Source organism: Allobosea sp. LC85 (assembly GCF_000735605.1).
Classification (GTDB): domain Bacteria; phylum Pseudomonadota; class Alphaproteobacteria; order Rhizobiales; family Beijerinckiaceae; genus Allobosea.
On sequence record NZ_JPKG01000019.1, the window covers coordinates 105,112 to 122,644 of the forward strand.

16 protein-coding genes are annotated in these 17,533 nt (G+C 64.5%); 8 read left to right on the forward strand and 8 right to left on the reverse strand.

The window, feature by feature from the left end; translation table 11 throughout:
- Nucleotides 1–360: 360 nt before the first annotated feature.
- A complete protein-coding gene (locus FG93_RS09380; protein WP_244448546.1) occupies nucleotides 361–1,665 on the forward strand; it encodes an aminotransferase class V-fold PLP-dependent enzyme in 1,305 nt (434 codons plus the stop codon).
- A 205-nt stretch (nucleotides 1,666–1,870) separates the two neighbouring features.
- On the opposite strand, the gene FG93_RS09385 is transcribed toward FG93_RS09380, so the two are convergent.
- The gene (locus FG93_RS09385) at nucleotides 1,871–3,493 is read right to left on the reverse strand and encodes a peptide chain release factor 3 (RefSeq protein WP_043233885.1); all 1,623 of its coding nucleotides are present in this window, start codon (nucleotides 3,491–3,493) and stop codon (nucleotides 1,871–1,873) included.
- Between the two features lie 173 nt (nucleotides 3,494–3,666).
- Here FG93_RS09385 and FG93_RS09390 point away from each other — a divergent pair, with 173 nt between their 5' ends.
- Nucleotides 3,667–5,349 (forward strand): methyl-accepting chemotaxis protein, encoded by a 1,683-nt coding sequence (locus tag FG93_RS09390; protein ID WP_043233886.1) that lies wholly within the window; start codon nucleotides 3,667–3,669, stop codon nucleotides 5,347–5,349.
- A 7-nt stretch (nucleotides 5,350–5,356) separates the two neighbouring features.
- Here FG93_RS09390 and FG93_RS09395 read toward each other — a convergent pair whose 3' ends face one another.
- The 3 genes from FG93_RS09395 to FG93_RS09405 all read right to left on the reverse strand — a co-directional run bounded on the left by FG93_RS09395 (nucleotide 5,357) and on the right by FG93_RS09405 (nucleotide 8,003).
- Entirely contained in the window at nucleotides 5,357–6,118 is a 762-nt protein-coding gene (locus FG93_RS09395; RefSeq protein WP_043234057.1) for an ABC transporter permease, read from the reverse strand.
- An 8-nt stretch (nucleotides 6,119–6,126) separates the two neighbouring features.
- Nucleotides 6,127–7,050, reverse strand: coding sequence for an ABC transporter ATP-binding protein (locus FG93_RS09400; protein ID WP_043234059.1), 924 nt, complete (start codon nucleotides 7,048–7,050; stop codon nucleotides 6,127–6,129).
- A 326-nt stretch (nucleotides 7,051–7,376) separates the two neighbouring features.
- Nucleotides 7,377–8,003, reverse strand: coding sequence for a hypothetical protein (locus tag FG93_RS09405; protein WP_043233888.1), 627 nt, complete (start codon nucleotides 8,001–8,003; stop codon nucleotides 7,377–7,379).
- Between the two features lie 173 nt (nucleotides 8,004–8,176).
- On the opposite strand from FG93_RS09405, the gene FG93_RS09410 reads away from it, so the two are divergent.
- From FG93_RS09410 to FG93_RS09435, 6 genes are all read left to right on the forward strand, one after another.
- Entirely contained in the window at nucleotides 8,177–9,466 is a 1,290-nt protein-coding gene (locus FG93_RS09410) for a DUF3422 family protein (protein WP_043233890.1), read from the forward strand.
- Nucleotides 9,467–9,578: 112 nt separating this feature from the next.
- Entirely contained in the window at nucleotides 9,579–10,196 is a 618-nt protein-coding gene (locus FG93_RS09415) for a glutathione S-transferase family protein (protein ID WP_043233891.1), read from the forward strand.
- A gap of 206 nt (nucleotides 10,197–10,402) precedes the next feature.
- Nucleotides 10,403–10,771, forward strand: coding sequence for a transporter (locus FG93_RS09420; protein ID WP_043234063.1), 369 nt, complete (start codon nucleotides 10,403–10,405; stop codon nucleotides 10,769–10,771).
- A gap of 172 nt (nucleotides 10,772–10,943) precedes the next feature.
- Nucleotides 10,944–11,936 carry an NAD(P)-dependent oxidoreductase gene (locus tag FG93_RS09425; RefSeq protein WP_043233893.1) on the forward strand — a complete coding sequence of 331 codons (993 nt, stop codon included), beginning with the start codon at nucleotides 10,944–10,946 and terminating at the stop codon, nucleotides 11,934–11,936.
- Nucleotides 11,933–13,372, forward strand: a complete 1,440-nt coding sequence (locus tag FG93_RS09430; protein ID WP_152579368.1) for an aspartate aminotransferase family protein — start codon at nucleotides 11,933–11,935, stop codon at nucleotides 13,370–13,372. Before FG93_RS09425 ends, FG93_RS09430 begins: the two co-directional genes overlap by 4 nt.
- A 123-nt stretch (nucleotides 13,373–13,495) precedes the next feature.
- Nucleotides 13,496–13,813 (forward strand): VOC family protein, encoded by a 318-nt coding sequence (locus FG93_RS09435; protein WP_052513550.1) that lies wholly within the window; start codon nucleotides 13,496–13,498, stop codon nucleotides 13,811–13,813.
- Between the two features lie 6 nt (nucleotides 13,814–13,819).
- Here the strand turns inward: FG93_RS09435 and FG93_RS09440 are convergent, their stop codons facing one another.
- The 4 genes from FG93_RS09440 to FG93_RS09455 form a co-directional block, all read right to left on the reverse strand.
- Nucleotides 13,820–15,067, reverse strand: coding sequence for an FAD-binding oxidoreductase (locus tag FG93_RS09440; protein WP_052513551.1), 1,248 nt, complete (start codon nucleotides 15,065–15,067; stop codon nucleotides 13,820–13,822).
- Nucleotides 15,068–15,129: 62 nt separating this feature from the next.
- Entirely contained in the window at nucleotides 15,130–16,020 is an 891-nt protein-coding gene (locus FG93_RS09445; RefSeq protein WP_152579369.1) for a UbiA family prenyltransferase, read from the reverse strand.
- Nucleotides 16,021–16,241: 221 nt separating this feature from the next.
- Complete coding sequence (locus FG93_RS09450) at nucleotides 16,242–16,601, reverse strand: RidA family protein (protein ID WP_043233898.1); 360 nt, start codon at nucleotides 16,599–16,601, stop codon at nucleotides 16,242–16,244.
- A 286-nt stretch (nucleotides 16,602–16,887) separates the two neighbouring features.
- Nucleotides 16,888–17,277 carry a RidA family protein gene (locus FG93_RS09455; RefSeq protein ID WP_043233899.1) on the reverse strand — a complete coding sequence of 130 codons (390 nt, stop codon included), beginning with the start codon at nucleotides 17,275–17,277 and terminating at the stop codon, nucleotides 16,888–16,890.
- Nucleotides 17,278–17,533 lie beyond the last annotated feature (256 nt).

The following is a 17,533-nucleotide window of genomic DNA, read 5'->3' on the forward strand; positions in this document are numbered from 1 at the left end:
GCGTTTGCATCGTCTTTCCCGAAAACCGCAATCCACTTTTCGGGCCGATGCTTTAGCTCCGGGTAGTCTGGGCCACAGCCAGCAGACGCGCGCGGCCGCCTCTCCGGTGATCAGCATGCCGACGACGTCGTCGGCGTCAAATGGGTCCCGAAACGCCGGCTTCCAGCAGCCTGTGAGCTGGAACACGTCGCGTCCGTGGAAGCGCATGGTCCATGGAAGCGCTTGGCGTCGCTGCCCCAAATGGTGCCGCGCCTTTCGAGCGTGCCGGGGAACAAGTCCCACGATTGACCCGGTGGACCGTCACAGGCCTGCAACAGCCCATCGTTAGCTCTGCGCGGCATCAGCGAGGAGATGACGCTCATGACCGGCCAGGCCCTTGAAACGAACCGCCGCACGCTTCTGCTCGGCCTTGGCGCTGCAGCGTTGATACCGCAGGCGATGCCTGCCGCCGCGCGCAGCCTGCCGGCTCTTCCGACCGCCAATCCCGGCACCGATGCGAGCTACTGGAGCACCGTGCGCGGCCTCTACAGCGTCACGCCCGACATGGTGAATCTCGAGAACGGCTACTGGGGCATCATGGCCGAACCGGTGAAGGCCGAGTACAAGCGCCTGACCGACTTCGTGAACTTCGAGAATACGGTCTATGCCCGCAGCAGGATCGGCACCGATCTCGACAATGTCCGCACCCCGCTTGCCGCATTCCTCGGTGTGGCGCGCGAGGAGATCGCGCTGACGCGGGGGGCGACCGAGGCGCTGCAGGCGCTGATCTCCGGCTACAACAGGCTCAAGCCCGGCGACACCGTGCTCTATGCCGATCTCGACTACGATTCGATGCAGTACGCGATGAACTGGCTGAAAACTCGGCGTGGCGTCGATGTCGTCAGGTTCGACATTCCGGAGCCCGCCACGCGTCAGGCGGTGCTCGATGCCTATGATGCGGCGCTCAATGCCAATCCCAGGACGAAGCTTCTTCTGCTGACCCATATCAGCCACCGCACCGGGCTGATGATGCCGGTCAAGGAACTTGCCGCGATGGCCAAGGCGCGTGGCGCCGATGTCATCCTCGACGCCGCCCATAGCTGGGGCCAGGTCACGTTCCAGGCCCGGGATCTTGGCGTCGATTTCATCGGCTTCAACCTGCACAAATGGATCGGCGCACCGCTCGGTGTCGGCCTGCTCTACATTGCAAAGGACCGGCTCGGCGATATCGACCCCTACATGGCCGACGAGGATTTCAAGGCCGACGATGTCCGCTCGCGGATTCATACCGGCACGCCGAACTTCGCCGCGCAGCTCGCAGTTCCCGCTGCACTCGCCCTGCATCAGGAGATCGGGCCAGAGGCCAAGGAGGCACGCTACCGTCACCTGCGCAATCACTGGGTCGCCAAGGCTCGCGAGCTCAAGGGCGTCGAGATCCAGACCCCGGACGACCCCGGCATGGTGGCCGGCATCACCTCGTTCGCCCTGACCGGCAAGCGCAGCCCTGCGGAGACCAATGCGATCGTTGCGGAGCTGCGCGACAAGCACAAGGTCATGACCGTTCGCCGCGGCGGCGTCGCCAAGGGCAACACGATCCGGATCTCGCCGGCGCCCTACATCATGGAAGCGGATCTCGATCGCTTCGTCGAGGCACTGGCGATCGTTTCGGGCAATCGCGCGGGGTAAGCCCGTTCGTCAGCCCGCGGGAGCGGAGAACTCGGCAGCGCCGCATCCTGAAGAGGCGACGCGCCCCGGCCGGAAACGGGCGCGCAGTCGACGGTAACGCACGCCCTGGTGTCGAGATCGAATGGCGGATAGGCCTGAGTACGGGGACTGGGCGCGTCGCCGATCCCCGTTCTGGCCTCTCCATCTCCTCGGAGGGGGAGAAATCTCAGGCCTTCGCGACCTTCTGATAGTCCTTGACGTCGGAGAAGGTGATCTCCGGCACGCGCTCCGCATCGTATTTCAGCGTGAACTGCGACGAGGCCATGAAGACCGGGTCGCCATCGAGGTCGTCTGCCATCGAGGACGGCTTCAGCGCGACGAATTTTGCGAGCGCCGCCTGATCGTCCGAGGAGACCCAGCGCGCAATCGCAAACTGGCACGGTTCGAAATCGACGGGCAGCGAATACTCTACATCCATGCGCTCCTTCAGCACGTCGAGCTGCAGCGCACCGACCACGCCGACGATCGCCGGGGCACCGTCATGCGGCAGGAAGAGCTGGACCACCCCCTCCTCCGCCATCTGCTGCAGGGCCTCGCGCAGCTTCTTCGCCTTCATCGCGTCCTTGAGCTTGACGCGGCGCAGGATTTCCGGCGCGAAGCTCGGCACGCCCTTGAAGACGATGTCCTCGCCCTCGGTGAGCGTATCGCCAATGCGCAAGGTGCCGTGGTTCGGCAAACCGACGATATCGCCGGCAAAAGCCTCTTCGGCAATCGAGCGGTCGCGCGCGAAGAAGAACTGCGGCGCGTTCAGCGGCATCGGCTTGCCCGTGCGAACCAGCTTCGCCTTCATGCCGCGCGAGAGCTTGCCCGAGCAGACCCGCATGAAGGCGATGCGGTCGCGATGGTTCGGATCCATGTTCGCCTGGATCTTGAAGACGAAGCCGGTCATTTTCGGCTCTTCCGCCTCGACCGCGCGCTTGTCCGCGACCTGGGCGCGTGGGCTCGGAGCATGACGGCCGAGCGCGTCGATCAGGTCGCGCACGCCATAGTCGCGCAGCGCCGCCCCAAAATAGACCGGCGTCAGATGGCCCTCGCGGAAGGACTCCAGGTCGAACGGCTTCAGGCCCTCGCGCGCCAGGAAAACCTCCTCCCGCCAGGTCTCGGCAAGACCGTTCGGCAGAAGCCCGTCGAAGAGCGGATCGTCTTCGCCCGCAACGGGCGTTCCCGCGTCGCTCTCATCGCCCTTCTGGTTGCGGCGGAAGGTATTCGAGGCGAAATCGAGCGTCCCGACGAAGTCGCGCCCGCGCCCGACCGGCCAGGTCATCGGCGCAACGTCGAGCGCCAGCGTCGTCTCGATCTCGTTGATCAGGTCGAAGGGATCACGCGTCTCGCGATCGACCTTGTTGATGAAGGTCACGATCGGGATGTCTCGCAGCCGGCAGACCTCGAACAGCTTCTTGGTCCGCGCTTCGATGCCCTTGGCGGCGTCGATCACCATCACCGCGGAATCGACCGCCGTCAGAGTGCGATAGGTGTCTTCCGAGAAGTCCTCGTGGCCCGGCGTGTCGAGCAGGTTGAAGACGTGCCCGCCATACTCGAAGGTCATCACCGACGTGACGACCGAGATGCCGCGCTGACGCTCGATCTTCATCCAGTCGGATGATGTCTGGCGGCGGCCCGCCTTGGCGCGTACCTCGCCGGCAAGCTGAATGGCGCCGCCGAAGTACAACAGCTTTTCGGTCAGCGTCGTCTTGCCGGCGTCCGGGTGCGAGATGATGGCGAAGGTGCGCCGGCGGGCATGCGGCGCGACGGCGGTCGCCGGGGCATCAAGGGTGGAGATATCGGTCATGCCGGTGTGAAGACAGGAAGGGCGTCCGCTGTCAATCATCCGTAGCGCGTCCTGACGCGAGCCACGCCACTTCGCGAGCCCGCAGATCACCATGGATTAACCATTCGCAGCCATCATCCGGCGCCGCGATCACATCTGCGCCAGTTGCGGCCGGCGCTTCAACCCACGAGCGGATGGCGTCCCTGCGCAAGATTTCGAGCCAGATCTTCGGAGCCGTCCTCCTTCTTGCTGTCACTGCCGCCCTGGCAACCATCCTCGGCGTCCAGGCACTCGGCCGCTACGCGGCGATGACGGACGAGATGCAGCTCGCATCACGCCGCGTGCTGATGGCGGAACGTATCAACGGATTGGTCAATGCCGTCGTGATGGAAACGCGCGGGCTCTATATGAGCCGCGACTCTGCCGACGCCGAGCGTTTCGCCCTGCCCCTGCTGGATGAACTCGCGCAGATCCGCGAGGTGATGGACGATTGGCGCCCCCTCGTACAGGCCGAGGACGGCGCCGCCTTCGCCGTTGTTTCCGATCAGATCGAACAGTTCATACGGTTCCGGCGCGAGACGGTCCGGCTCGCACGCATGGAGGGCCCGTCCGCAGCCGACCGGCATGGCAACAATGAGGTCAACCGGGCGAACCGCAAGGCACTGAACGAGGCGCTGAAACACATTGCGGTCCTCAACGACGTCAACAGCCGCATCATCGGTTCCCGCCTCGACGCGCTCCAGGAAAGCAGCGCAAGGCGGCAGACGCTGATCGGCGCCTTGATGATCGCGGCCGGTCTCGCTCTCGCGCTCTGGATCGTGCACCGGCGCGTTTCACAGCCGCTCAGGCGCCTGGCGGCAACGATGCGCCGGTTGGCCCAATCAGAACCGGTCGCCGAAATTCCTCTGGCCGCACGCCCTGACGAGATCGGGGACATGGCCCGCTCGGTCGTCGTCTTTCGCGACAACGCCATGGCGCGCGCCGAACTCGAAGATGCCGCTCGGGTGACCGAGACCGCCCGTGCCGATCGTCAGATCAGGATCGACGACCTCATCCGCAGCTTCGATGCCAGGATCGACGCCGTGCTGAAGACGGTGAGAACCGGCTCGAGCCAGATGGAGAGCACGGCCCGGACGTTAAATGACGCAGCGACTGCCGCAACCTCACAGGCCGAGGACGCGCGCGCTGCCTGCCTCGATGCCGCCGACAGCGTCCGCAATGTTGCGGCAGCCTCGGAACAGCTCTCCGGCTCGATTGCCGAGATCACGGGGCGCGTCGCCAAGGCCAATGGCGTCGTTGGCGATGCCGCGCGTGATGCCATCAGCGCAAGCGCGAATGTCGCCAATCTGACCTATGCCGCCGAGGAGATCGGCAAGATCGTCTCGATGATCCGCGACATTGCCGCCCAGACCAATCTCCTCGCCCTCAACGCCTCGATCGAGGCGGCGCGTGCCGGCGAGGCCGGGCGCGGCTTCAGCATCGTCGCTGGCGAGGTGAAGACCCTGGCGAGCCGGACGTCCCAGGCGACGGACGAGATCGCCGCCCAGATCGCGGCCTTCGAAACCGAGACACGAGGCGCGGTCGCCGCAATCGAAGCGATTGCGGCGGTGATGGCCGAAGTGGCCCAGCACACCGTGGCGATTGCAGGGGCGACTGAGCAACAGATGCAGGCAACGGCGCAGATCGCCCGCAATGCGCAGGCGACGTCGGATGGCACCATCCGCGTCTCGCGCAAGATGGAAGGGGTCACCGCTGCATCCGAGGAAACCATGCTCTCGGCAAGCCAGGTTCTGAAGACGGCAGAAAGCCTGAGCCGTGAAGCGGAGACGCTGCGGGGTGCCGTCGAGACCTTCTTCACGGACGTGAAGGCCGCCTGAGGCCGGCTCAGGTCTTCAGACGATATCCGGTCCGGAAGATCCAGCCGACCGCCGCGATGCAGGCTGCAAGGAAGACCAGCGTCATTCCCAGGCTGACGACGATGCCGACCTCCGAGACGCCGAAGAAGCTCCAGCGGAAACCGCTGATCAGGTAGACGACCGGGTTGAACAGCGCCACCGTCCGCCAGAATCCCGGCAGCATGTCGATCGAGTAGAACGACCCGCCGAGAAAGGTCAGCGGTGTCACCACCAGCAGCGGGATCACCTGCAGCTTCTCGAAACCGTCGGCCCAGATGCCGATGATGAAGCCGAACAGGCTGAAGGTCATCGCGGTCAGGAACAGGAAAAGCAGCATCCAGAGCGGATGCTCGACCCTGAGCGGCACGAAGGCCGTGGCCGTCAGCAGGATGATCAGGCCAAGAAGGATCGATTTCGTGGCCGCCGCGCCGACATAGGCGATGACCGCCTCCCACCACGCCACGGGCGCCGAGAGCAGTTCATAGATGGTACCGGTGAATTTCGGGAAATAGATCGCAAAGGAGGCGTTGGCGATGCTCTGCGTCAGCAGCGAGAGCATGATCAGGCCGGGCACGATGAACGAGCCATAGGCAACGCCGTCGATCGCCTGCATGCGCGAGCCAATCGCGGCACCGAAGACGATGAAATAGAGCGAGGTCGAGATCACCGGCGAGACGATGCTCTGCAGCGGTGTGCGCCAGGTGCGCGCCATCTCGAAGCGATAGATCGCACGCATCGCGTGGAGATTGATAGCCATGATCAGTGCCGCTCCCTCACCAGGCTCACGAAGATGTCTTCCAGCGAGCTCTGGCTGGTGCGCAGATCCCTGAAGCGGATGCCTGCGGTCGCGAGATCCTGCAGGAGCGAGGTGATGCCGGTCCGCTCCGCTTTGGTGTCATAGGTGTAGACCAGTTCCTCGCCTTCGGCCGCGAGCGCGAGATCATAGGTCGCAAGCCCCTCCGGCAAGGCGGCAAGCGGCTCCAGAAGGGAGAGCGAAAGCTGCTTCTTGCCGAGCTTGCGCATCAGTTCGGCCTTGTCCTCGACCAGGATGATCTCGCCCTTGCTGATCACGCCGATCCGGTCGGCCATCTCCTCGGCCTCCTCGATGTAATGCGTGGTCAGGATGATGGTGACGCCGTCTTCCCTGAGGCGTCGGACGAGTTTCCACATGTCCTGGCGGAGCTCGACATCGACGCCCGCCGTCGGTTCGTCGAGGAACAGGATCTGCGGTTCATGCGCCAGCGCCTTGGCGATCAGCACCCGCCGCTTCATGCCGCCGGAGAGCGTCATGATCCGGTTGTCCCGCTTGTCCCAGAGCGACAGATCCTTGAGCACGCGCTCGACATGGGCAGGGTTCCGCGGCAGGCCGAACAGCCCGCGGCTGAAGCTGACCGTCGCCCAGACGGTCTCGAAGGCGTCGGTGGTCAGTTCCTGCGGCACCAGCCCAATGCGGGCGCGCGCGGCTCGATAGTCCTTGATGATGTCATGGCCGTCGGCGAGCACACTGCCCGATGTCGGGTTCACCAGCCCGCAGATGATGCTGATCAGCGTCGTCTTGCCGGCGCCGTTGGGACCGAGCAGAGCGAAGATCTCGCCGCGGCGGATTTCCAGATCGACCGATTTCAGCGCGCTGAAGCCGGACGCGTAGGTCTTGGATAGGTTGGAAACGCGGATGATGGACATGGCCACGATATAGGGGAAGCGACGGAAGGATGCGACCGCGCCGCCATGCGCCGCGAGCACGTCACCAGATCATATGACGACTGACTGATTTCGTCAGTAGTAAGATGAGAATGGCCGGGGCAAGCGTGGCCCTGACCTATCCTCGCTTGCAAATCGCCTTAGCGCATGAAGAACCAGAGCAGGATAATGACGGGAATCGGCACGCCAAGCAGCCAAAGAGCAATCGAACGCATCTGAAACAGCCCCTCATGGACGATCGTGCTGGGGCAACGTTCTCGGGCTGCCGAAGGTTCCGCCTGCTCCCTCCCCCCGGCCTCGGCCCAGCGTCATGAAAACGGCGTCGCGCTTCCATGCCAGAACGGCCGATAGCCATTCGCGAGGGCCGCGATCGTCGCAGGCGGCGTCAGCACCAGGACGGTCCCGGGCGCCCGCCGCCGTCGCTCGATATATCCGTTGGGTGACCAGAGCAGTGCGGCCTCACCGCGCAAGGCCAGCCACTCGCCGGCACCCGCTTCGATCATGGTTCCGTCCGGCAATCCATCGGCTTGAAACTGGTACTTCCGCTTGGTTCGCCCGATCCGGCGCTCGCCATCGAGAATCCGATCGATCTCGGGGAAGAGAGGCACGGACGTGAGGCCGAGGCCTCGGACCAGCGCCTCACGGTAGCCCAGCGCATCCGCCCTCCGGCATTCCATGCAGGGCCGGTGTCCGGCCGCAAGCGCCGTCACCTCGTCGCAAAAGAACAGCTCGGTGTAACCCTTGCCCCAGACCTGTCGCCGCCGCCCCTTGAAAGAGAGCACGCAGCAGATCCACTGCCGTGTGGCATGCGACCGTATCGGCATGGCCTGCGTCCGTGGATCGTGGAAGCGGCCGCCGCGGTTTCCGAACAACAGGCCACGCGCAGGGTCGCGGGCGAGCGAGCCATCGGGCCTGACACGGTTGGGCAAGGGCATGGCGGGCTCCGGCTGGGTTCTCTCGTCAGAGCTTGGCACAACCTGCTGCCGGATCCTGTCGGCAGCTCTCATCCGCCCCTCCCCGCTTGCGGCACCATGCCCATCTGGCCCGGCTCGGGACTTTGCGGCAGTGTTACCGACATCGGCAGCGGCCGAATGGGCGTCGGGGCGACATGATCCAGGACCAGAAGGCCGGCCTCGTGCCGCATCCGGACCGCGAGACCATTCTCGCCGAAGTCCACGCCCGTCCCTTCGCGCCGATCGAGACGCCGCGCCGCCTGCTGCATTTCGCTTTCCTGACCGATGCCTCCCAGGCGGTTGCTGACCGCGATGCGTTGATAGGGCTCTGTACCGAGCGCGATGTGACGCCCCCGGCAGAGGGAGCCAAGCATCACCGCGCCCGCTTCGCGGACGCAAGCCTGCGGTGGGAGCAGCATAGCGAGTTCACCACCTATAGCTGGGAATTTCCCTCACCCGATCGCACCCCTTTCCTGCCGGCAACGGCCGATCTGCAGCATCTCATGCATGGGCTGCCCCAGCCCGGCCCGCACCTCGTCTCGATCGACCTCCATCTCCTGCCCGCGTTCGGGGCCGGGGAGCTGGATGCGATCTTCGATCCCGCGAGCCTCGCCGCATCCCTGGTCGATAATGCAAGCGCCATTGCGGCAACCGATTTCCGGGTCGGTGCCGGCGGTTTCGTCCGCATCCTCCTCCTCGATCGGGAACTGACATCGTCCCGTTCGGGGGCATTGACCCAGAGGCTGCTGGAGATCGAAACCTATCGGACGCTGGCGCTGCTCGGCCTGCCGGAAGCGCAGCGCATCGGCCCATCGGTGCGCGCCACGGAGGAGACGCTGGTGCGCATTGCCTCGACGATGACGGCGACGGAGGGTCTTGTCTCCGACAATGCCCTGCTCGACGAGATGACCGCTCTCGCGGCGCGTCTCGAATCCGAGGCTGCTTCCACGAACTATCGCTTCGGCGCAAGCCGCGCCTATGACAACATCGTCCAGCAGCGCCTGATCGCGATCGGCGAGACTCCGCATGCCGGCTGGCCGACCCTGGCGGCCTTCCTGTCGCGGCGGATGGCGCCGGCGATGCGCACCTGCCAGATGCTGCAGGAGCGCCAGACCGACCTGTCGCGCAAGCTGGCGCGCGCCGCCAACCTGCTGCGCACCCGCGTCGATGTCGCGCTCGAGCAGCAGAACCGCGACCTGCTGGCCGCCATGAACGAGCGCACCCGCCTCCAGCTCCGGCTCCAGCAGACGGTCGAGGGCCTCTCGGTCGCGGCGATCGGCTATTATGTCGTCAGCCTCTTCGGCTATCTCGCCAAGGGCGCGAAGGATGCCGGCTTCCTGCCCATCGACGTCGGCATGGCGACAGCGCTCTTCGTGCCTGTCGCGCTCATCGGTGTCTGGGCAGCAGTCCGCCGCATCCGGCGCGGGCACAGCGAAGCGAGCTGACCGCCGACCACGTCACTCCTGACATCTCCTGACAACAAGTGCCGTCAGAACTGCTGCCATCGCCCGGACGACGCGTCGCGTTGGGCGCGCTGTCCTCATGATGGAGAGAGCCATGCTGACCTTCTATCACGCTCCGCAATCACGTTCCTTCGGCGTGCTTTGGCTCCTGGAGGAACTCGGGCAGCCCTACCGGATGGAGATGATCGATATCCGCGGCAAGAGCGGCGCCCCCGAAGACTACCGCGCGATCCAGCCGCACAAGAAGGTGCCGGCCGTCATCCATGACGGCATCATCGTCACCGAGCGCGCCGCGATCTGCATCTACCTCGCGGACGCCTTCCCGCAGGCCGGTCTCGCGCCTGCGCTGAGCGATCCCGCGCGAGCCGCCTATCTGACGGCGCTCGTCTACACCGACGCCGTGCTCGATCCGATCATCGCGACCAAGGCGACCGGCATCGCCTACGTCCCGCAACATTTCTCCTTCGGCTCGCACGAGGACACCGTCGCCTATCTGGAGAAGCGCCTCGCCAATCATGACTTCGCGGCCGGCGACCGCTTCAGCGCCGCCGACACCCAGCTCGGCAGCGGCATCCATTTCGGCATGAACATCATCGGGGCGCTGCCGCGCCTGCCTGTCTTCGAGGCCTATCTCGCTCGCGTATTCTCGCGGCCGGCGCTGCAGCGCACCCTCGAGAAGGACGGCGTCCTTGAAGAGGGGCAGGTCGCCTGAGCGCAGATCTCCGGGGCTGCCCGATCTTGCATGCCCCGGCCGCCGCGGTGCCTTCCAGGGCTGGGCATGCGCGGTCCGCGAGAATTGTCCGCAAGGCCGCAGCATCCTCTTAAGGTTACGGTGAGGTAAGATCGGTGACGTAAGGCATTTGAAGTATTTTCCGCGGCATTCAGGGCCCGTCAAGAACGCGGATAAATGCTGCCCCGATGAATGCCTACATCCCCCTGATTCTGTTTACCGTGCTGACCAATGCAGCCGCGCAACTGATGCTGAAACGGGGCATGACCGGCATCGGCAATCTCGATATTGCAAGCGACGGACTGGTCTGGACCGTATTTCGGGTGGTCCTCAATCCCTTCGTCTTCGCCGGCCTCTGTACCTTCGTGGTCAGCATGGCCTCGCATCTGATCGTCTTGTCCAAGGTACAGATCAGCTACGCCTATCCGTTCCTGAGCCTCGCCTATGTCGTGGTCGCGGTCTACGCCTACTTCGTCTTCCAGGAAGACCTGAGCCCTGCCCGCATCGCCGGCATTGGCTTCATCGTCCTTGGCACCATCTTCATCGCACAGAGCTGAGCCATGATGGACCGGATCGCACGTTTCATTCTCCGCCTCGGCCTCCTGTTCGAGCCGCCCGAGAACAGGCCGGTCTTGCGTCCGGTGTCAGTACCGGTCCGTGACCGGCGCCCTCGCCTTCCCGACACGTCGCGCTGACGCAGCCCACCATCGAACCAGCGGCAAACTGAGCATGAAACACATCATCATCGGCGGAGACGGCTTCGTCGGCTCGCATCTGGCGGCGGATCTTGCCGCCATGGGCGAGGAGGTGCTGGTCGCGGATATCCAGAAGAGTAGTCACGTCCATTACGCAACGGTGCCCTTCCAGAAGATCGACGTGACCAGGGCCGAGAGCGTGGAGAGCATCAAGCTCGGCCAGGACGATCTCGTCTACAATCTCTCGGCCAAGATGCTCTCGCCCATCGTGACCCGCAGGGAACGCCACGATTTCTTCTGGCCGGTGAACTATCACGGCACCGCCAACATCCTGGACTGGATGGAGAAGCGCGGCGCCAACAAGCTCGTCCACTTCACCACGGACATGATCTACGGCCATTCCATCACCGTGCCGCAGGACGAGACCCATCCGGCGAAACCGCTCGGCGAATATGGCGAGAGCAAGCTCGCCACCGAGACCCTGGCGCAGACCTATCGCGACAAGGGCTTTCAGATCCCGATCTTCCGGCCCCGCCTGATCATCGGCCCGGGCCGCCTCGGCATCCTCGTCAAGCTCTTCCGCCTGATCGACATGAACCTGCCGGTGCCGATGATCGGCGGCGGCGGCAACCCCTACCAGTTCATCTCGGTGTTCGACTGCGCCAGCGCCTGCACGGCAGCCTGGAAGGCCGACTTCCCCAACAGCGCCTACAATCTCGGCTCGGACGATCCGCCGCCGGTCAGGAAGCTGCTGGGGGACCTGATCAGGCATGCCGGCTCGAAATCGATCCTGCTGCCGACGCCTGCACCCTTGGTCAAGTTCGCCCTGAACACGCTTGACGCGATCAACCTGCCGATCATGGACCCGGAGCAGTACATGATCGCCGACGAGATCTGCATTCTCGACACCAGCAAGGCCAAGCGCGAGCTCGGCTGGACTCCGAAATACCGCGACGAGGACATGCTGCTCGCCGCCTATACCGAGTATCGCAAGAGCAAGGGCGAGCAGAGGAGCAAGGCCGCATGAGCATGCCAGCTTTCAGGAACGAAGACTCCCCCGCCCGCCCGAAGCTGATCAGCGTCGAGGAAGCCAAGCAGCTCGACGCCGCACAGGTGAAGGAGCTCTTTGCCAACCACATCAACCCCGGCCAGTTGCATTTCCTCAAGCTGCTCGGCTTCGACAAGATCCTCGTCGATCGTGCCGAGGGCATGCACTACATCACCAGGGACGGTCGCAGGATCCTCGATTTCTTCGGCGGGTTCTGCTCGGTCGCCTTCGGTCATAACCACCCGCGCATCATCGCCGCCCGGCAAAAATTCCAGGACGAGAACCGCCACGAGATCTGCATGGCGTTCATGTCGCAATATGCGGCAGCCTTGGCCAGGAATCTTGCCACGATCTCGCCCGGCGACCTCGACATGGTTTTTCTGGGCTCGACCGGCTCGGAGGCCATGGAAGCCGCGCTGAAGGTCGCCGAGCAGGTTCAGGGCCCCGGCAAGTCGAAGATCCTGCATGCCGCGAACTCGTTCCACGGCAAGACCAAGGGCGTGCTCTCGGTCACGGATTCGACGCTCTACCAGTCCCAGTTCAAGCTGGTCGAGAACCGGGTCAAGGTGCCGTTCGGCAATATCGAGGCCGTGCGCCTGGCGCTCGAATCCGACCCAGCGATCGGCATCGTCGTGATGGAGACGATCCAGGGCGGGGGCGGCATCGTCGAGGCCCCTGAAGGCTTCTGGCGCGACTTGCGCGCGCTCTGCGACAAGCACGGCGTGCTCTGGATCGCCGATGAAGTGCAATGCGGGCTCGGCCGCACCGGCCAGTTCTTCGCCTTCGAGCGCGACGGCGTCGTGCCCGACGTCACCGCACTCGCCAAGGCTCTTGGCGGCTCCAAGGCCGCGATGGGCGCCATGATCGCCCGGCGCGAGCTCTACATGAAGGCCTATGGCAAGCCGAAGACTGCGTTGATCCATGCGCAAGCCACCTTCGGCGGCATGGGCGAGGCCTGCATCAGCGCGATCGAGGCACTCAACGTGCTCTATGAGGAAGATCTCATGGGCAACGCCAAGCGCCAGGGCGACTACCTGATCGAGAGGCTGAACGCCCTTCGCGCCAAGCATCCGACGCTGCTCAAGGAGATCCGCGGCCGCGGCCTGATGATTGGTGTCGAGTTCCAGGACATCAGCGAAGCCATGCCTTTCGGCGTCAGGCACATGGTCGCGCTGCTCGACGACAAGCTGAAGGGCTCGCTCTGCGGCTTCGTCGGCGCACTGCTCCTGAAGGACTACGACGTGCTCGTCGCCTTCACCGAGTACAACCGCAATGTCATTCGCCTCGAACCGCCGCTGATCGTGACGCGCGAGCAATGCGACCAGTTCATCGAGGCGCTCGACGACCTGCTCTCGCGCGGCATCACGCGGATCGTCACCGACTATCTGCGCAAGGTTGCAACCGCGAAGAGCTGAGCGTCCTGCCCAGGCGGTTTAAAGGGCCGGCATGCTCCGGCCCTTTTGCGTCGCAGAGCCTGCTGACGGAACTCCGTGGACGCTCGTGCAAAAAGCTGTCCCGCAACATCAGTCCGGTGAGCCATGCTGAGCCATCTCTCCTTCGGTGTGTCCGATCTCCCACGCGATGGTGCAGGCTACGGCCCGCCGAACGGCGGCGACCTCCTGGCGTTGAAGCTGCAGGCTGGCCCGGTCACCCCGCCGGGGCCGGGCTTCCACCTCGCCTTCGCGGCAGGGTCGCGTCGGGCTGCCGACGACTTCCATCGGGCCGCGCTTGCCGCAGGCGGAAAGGACAATGGCGCACCCGGATTACGGCCGCGCTACGCACCTGACTATTACGCTGCCTTCGTCATCGATCCGGAGGGCTATCGGCTCGAAGCTGTCACCCGTGCGACGGACTGAGCGGACTCAGCCTGCGGTCACGCGTCGCCAGAAGCCGGATGAGAAGCCTGGATCGACATGGCGGGCGAAGTCCCGCCATTGCGGGAAGGACGCCTCGAAGGTCGCAGGCGACATGCGGGCATCCTTGTAAGGGTTCACCCGCCCACCAGCCGCGATTGCGACGCGATCGAGTTCGTCCAGCAGCTTGAGGGTGCGCTCGCCGCGATGCGGGAAGTCGAGCGTCAGGGTCGCGCCCGCAACCGGAAACGACATCATGCCCGGCGAGGGCACGTCCCCAAACAGCTTCAGCACCGTCAGGAAGGATGCCTCGCCGGCCGCGAGCGTCCGCCTCAGCATCTCCTCGACCGCGATATGCGCCTGCGCCATCGGCACCGCACATTGGAACTGGCGCAGGCCCCGCGGCCCATAGGCGCGGTTCCAGTTGCTCACCCGGTCGAGCGGGTAGAAGAACGGCCGATAGGGAATGCGCCTCGGCTCCGGCGAGCGCGGCTGCGCGGCCCGGTAGAGCATGTTGAAGGCGCGTAGCGTCAGGCGATTGATCAGCGGAAACGGAGGATTGATCGGGAATGGCAGCGGGCGGGCGGCGCGCGGTTGCGGCCGTTCCGACGCCGGTGCGTGATTGGCACGGAAGAAGACGCCGCGTCCGAACCCGGCCCCGCCGGCAAGCGAGTCGATCCAGGCCACGGTGTATTCATGCGTTGCATCGGATTCCGCTGCGACCTCGAAGAAGCGGTCGAGGCTCAGGAAATGGATCGCCTCCTGGCGCATCTCGGCGGACTGGATCGGCATCAGCTGCAACGTTACCTGGGTGATCAGCCCGGTCAGCCCATAGCCGCCGATCGTAGCGGCGAACAACTCCTTGTTCATGTCGGGGGCGCAGGTGAGCCGGCCTCCGTCCGAACGGGCCAGTTCGAAGGCACGCACATGCCGCCCGAACGTGCCGGCGCGATGGTGGTTCTTGCCATGCACATCGTTGGCGAGTGCCCCCCCGATGGTGACGAAGGCGGTGCCCGGAGTCACCGGCAGGAACCAGCCCAGCGGCACCACCTGCTCCAGGATGGTGTCCAGCAACACTCCGGCTTCGCAGGTGATCAACCCGCTTTCGCGATCGAAGGCCAGGATCTGATCGAGGCGGCGCGCCGCGATTAGCCCGCCGCCATCATTGAGGCAGGAATCGCCATAAGAACGGCCATTGCCGTAAGCGAGCACTGCCGAAGGGTAGCGCCCGGGCTCGGCACTCCAGGCGTCCGGCATGATGATCTGCGAATCCCGGGCAATGAGGCCGCCCCAGGACCTGTACTCGGGCCTTCGCCCGTTCACGGCAAGACCGTCGCGGCGACCATGACCAGCAGCACCAGCCCGCCCGTCACCTGGCTGCGCCAGTCGCGGATCATGAAGATCAGCGGATCATCCGGCATCTGGCCACGGCGGGCGAGAAACCAGATCCGCGCCATCTGATAGAGGATGATCGGGCAGACCAGCCAGATGATCTCGGGATGACGATAAAGCTGCTTCACAGCCGCGCTGTCGACATAGAGCGCCATGATCAGCGCGCAGGTGCAGCCCGAGGCCATGCCGAGCTGCGAGAGGGCCTCGACATCCTCGGCCTGATAGCCGCGGCCAGCCTTCTTCAGCCCGGACTGGTCCTGCGTGATCCGCAGCTCCGCATAGCGCTTCACCAGCGCGAGGCTGAAGAACAGGAACATCGAGAAGGCGAGCAGCCAGGACGAGACGGGAATCGCCGCCGCTGCGTTGCCGGCCAGGATGCGCAGGGTATGCAGAGCCGCGAGCCCGAGCACATCGACCAACAGCTTGCGCTTGAGAACGAACAGATAGAGCAGGGCCAGGATCAGATAGGCGGTCAGCGCCAGCAGGAACGCGCGCGGCTCAGGCACGAACACCGACGAGGCGAAGGCCGCGATCACCAGCAGAGGCACCGCAGCATAGGCCTGCCTCTCGGTGATCTCGCCGGCAGCCAGCGGACGCCTGCACTTGGTCGGATGGCGGCGATCGGCCTCGACATCGACGATATCGTTGAGGAGATAGATGGCCGAGGCGAGCAGGCTGAACGCGACGAAGGCAATCGCCCCGTGACCGATCGCAGCGAGATCGAACACGTCATGGTTCAGCAGGATCGGGACGAAGACGAGCCCGTTCTTGAGCCAGTGATGCGGCCGCATCGCTCGGATCATCGCGCGAACAGACATGTCAAAGCCCTTGCCCACCTTCAGGGGCGCCCGTCGATCGAATGATGATCGTCATGGCTTCCCGTGCGAGGCGAACAGAACGGCCTCGGCGCGTCCTGCTATGGCGGTCAAATCCCTAAACCGCGGTGGAAATCCCGTTCGCCTCGCCGAGATTCAGGCACCATGCTTAATGACTGACTGACGATAGGTCAGACCGGCAATGTGATGCATCGCCTCCGCATTCAGAGCGCTTTTTTTGCGGCCACAGCGGTGATCTCGATCGCATATCCCGGCGAAGCGAGCTTCGCCTCCACCGTTGCGCGCGCCGGCGCGCTGCCCCGGGCGACCCATTTGTCCCAGACGGCGTTCATCTCGGCGATGCGCGCAATATCGGTCAGGAAGATCTGCACGCTCAGAATCCGGTCCTTCGCGCTGCCGGCCGCTTCGAGCGTTTCCGCGAGCAGAGCCAACACCTCTTCGGTCTGTCGTGTCAGCGTCTCCCCTTCGGTCTTCTCCGCGACATGGCCGGCGAGAAAGACGATGCCGTTGAAAATGGCGGCGTCGCACCACCGTTCCGTCAGGCCTATACGTTCGATCGACATGGCTCGGTATCTTCCTGGTTGCTTGAGTCGTGACGGCATTGCGCGTCGCGAATGCCCAAGCCGGCCGCGGAATGCAACTCCACGACAGGCTGGCCCGCTCCGCACTCATGCGCGAACTGGCGCAAGCCTGGTCATTGACTGCAAAGGGTTAAGCAACGTCCAGGGCACCATCGATGCGCGGCAGGAGACGGCGCGACGGTACGATCAGGCCGAGCGGTCAGGGCACCGGTCCAGCGTCGGGCCTCAGGATGCAAGCGCGGTTGAGCGCGTCGCGCGATCGCGAGAGTTACTTCGCTTCACCGAGGTAAGCGGTCGCGTCGATTTCGACGAGACAGTCGGGCGAACCGAGGCCATTGACGATGCAGGATACGCGATGCGGCGGGTCCTCAGCGAAATTGGCGAAATAGACGTCGTTCATCGGCTCCCAATAGCAGCGGTCGGTGACATAGACGGTGCACTTCACAACATCCTTCAGGCTGCCGCCTGCCTCCTCGAGGAGGGCACGGATGTTGTCGATGCATTGCTGCGTCTGACGCCGCGCATCGCCGACAGCATATTTTCCCTCCCTGTCCACCCCGACACAGCAGACGAACATGAAGTCCCCAGCGACCGTTGCCTGGGCGAAGGGGAGCCTTCCCTTGAAGACACGGTCGGAAGAGATGGTGCGTTTGGGCATCGTGGACCTATGGAGTGAGGGAGTTGCGCGGCAACCCGCCGCCATCGGGCATCGTCGCGACAGCTGCTGTCGTGAGACTTGCATAAACCAGCAGCGGCGTCGGAACGCAGACTAACCGAGGGTCAGAATCCCAGCCAGACGGGTCATCGCGTCCAGCCTCAGATAGTTGTGGGAGAGCTGGCGTGCCAATCAGGATAAAACTGCGAACGCATATGTATTTGAAATACCAATATAATTCCAGCATTCTGACCGAGGT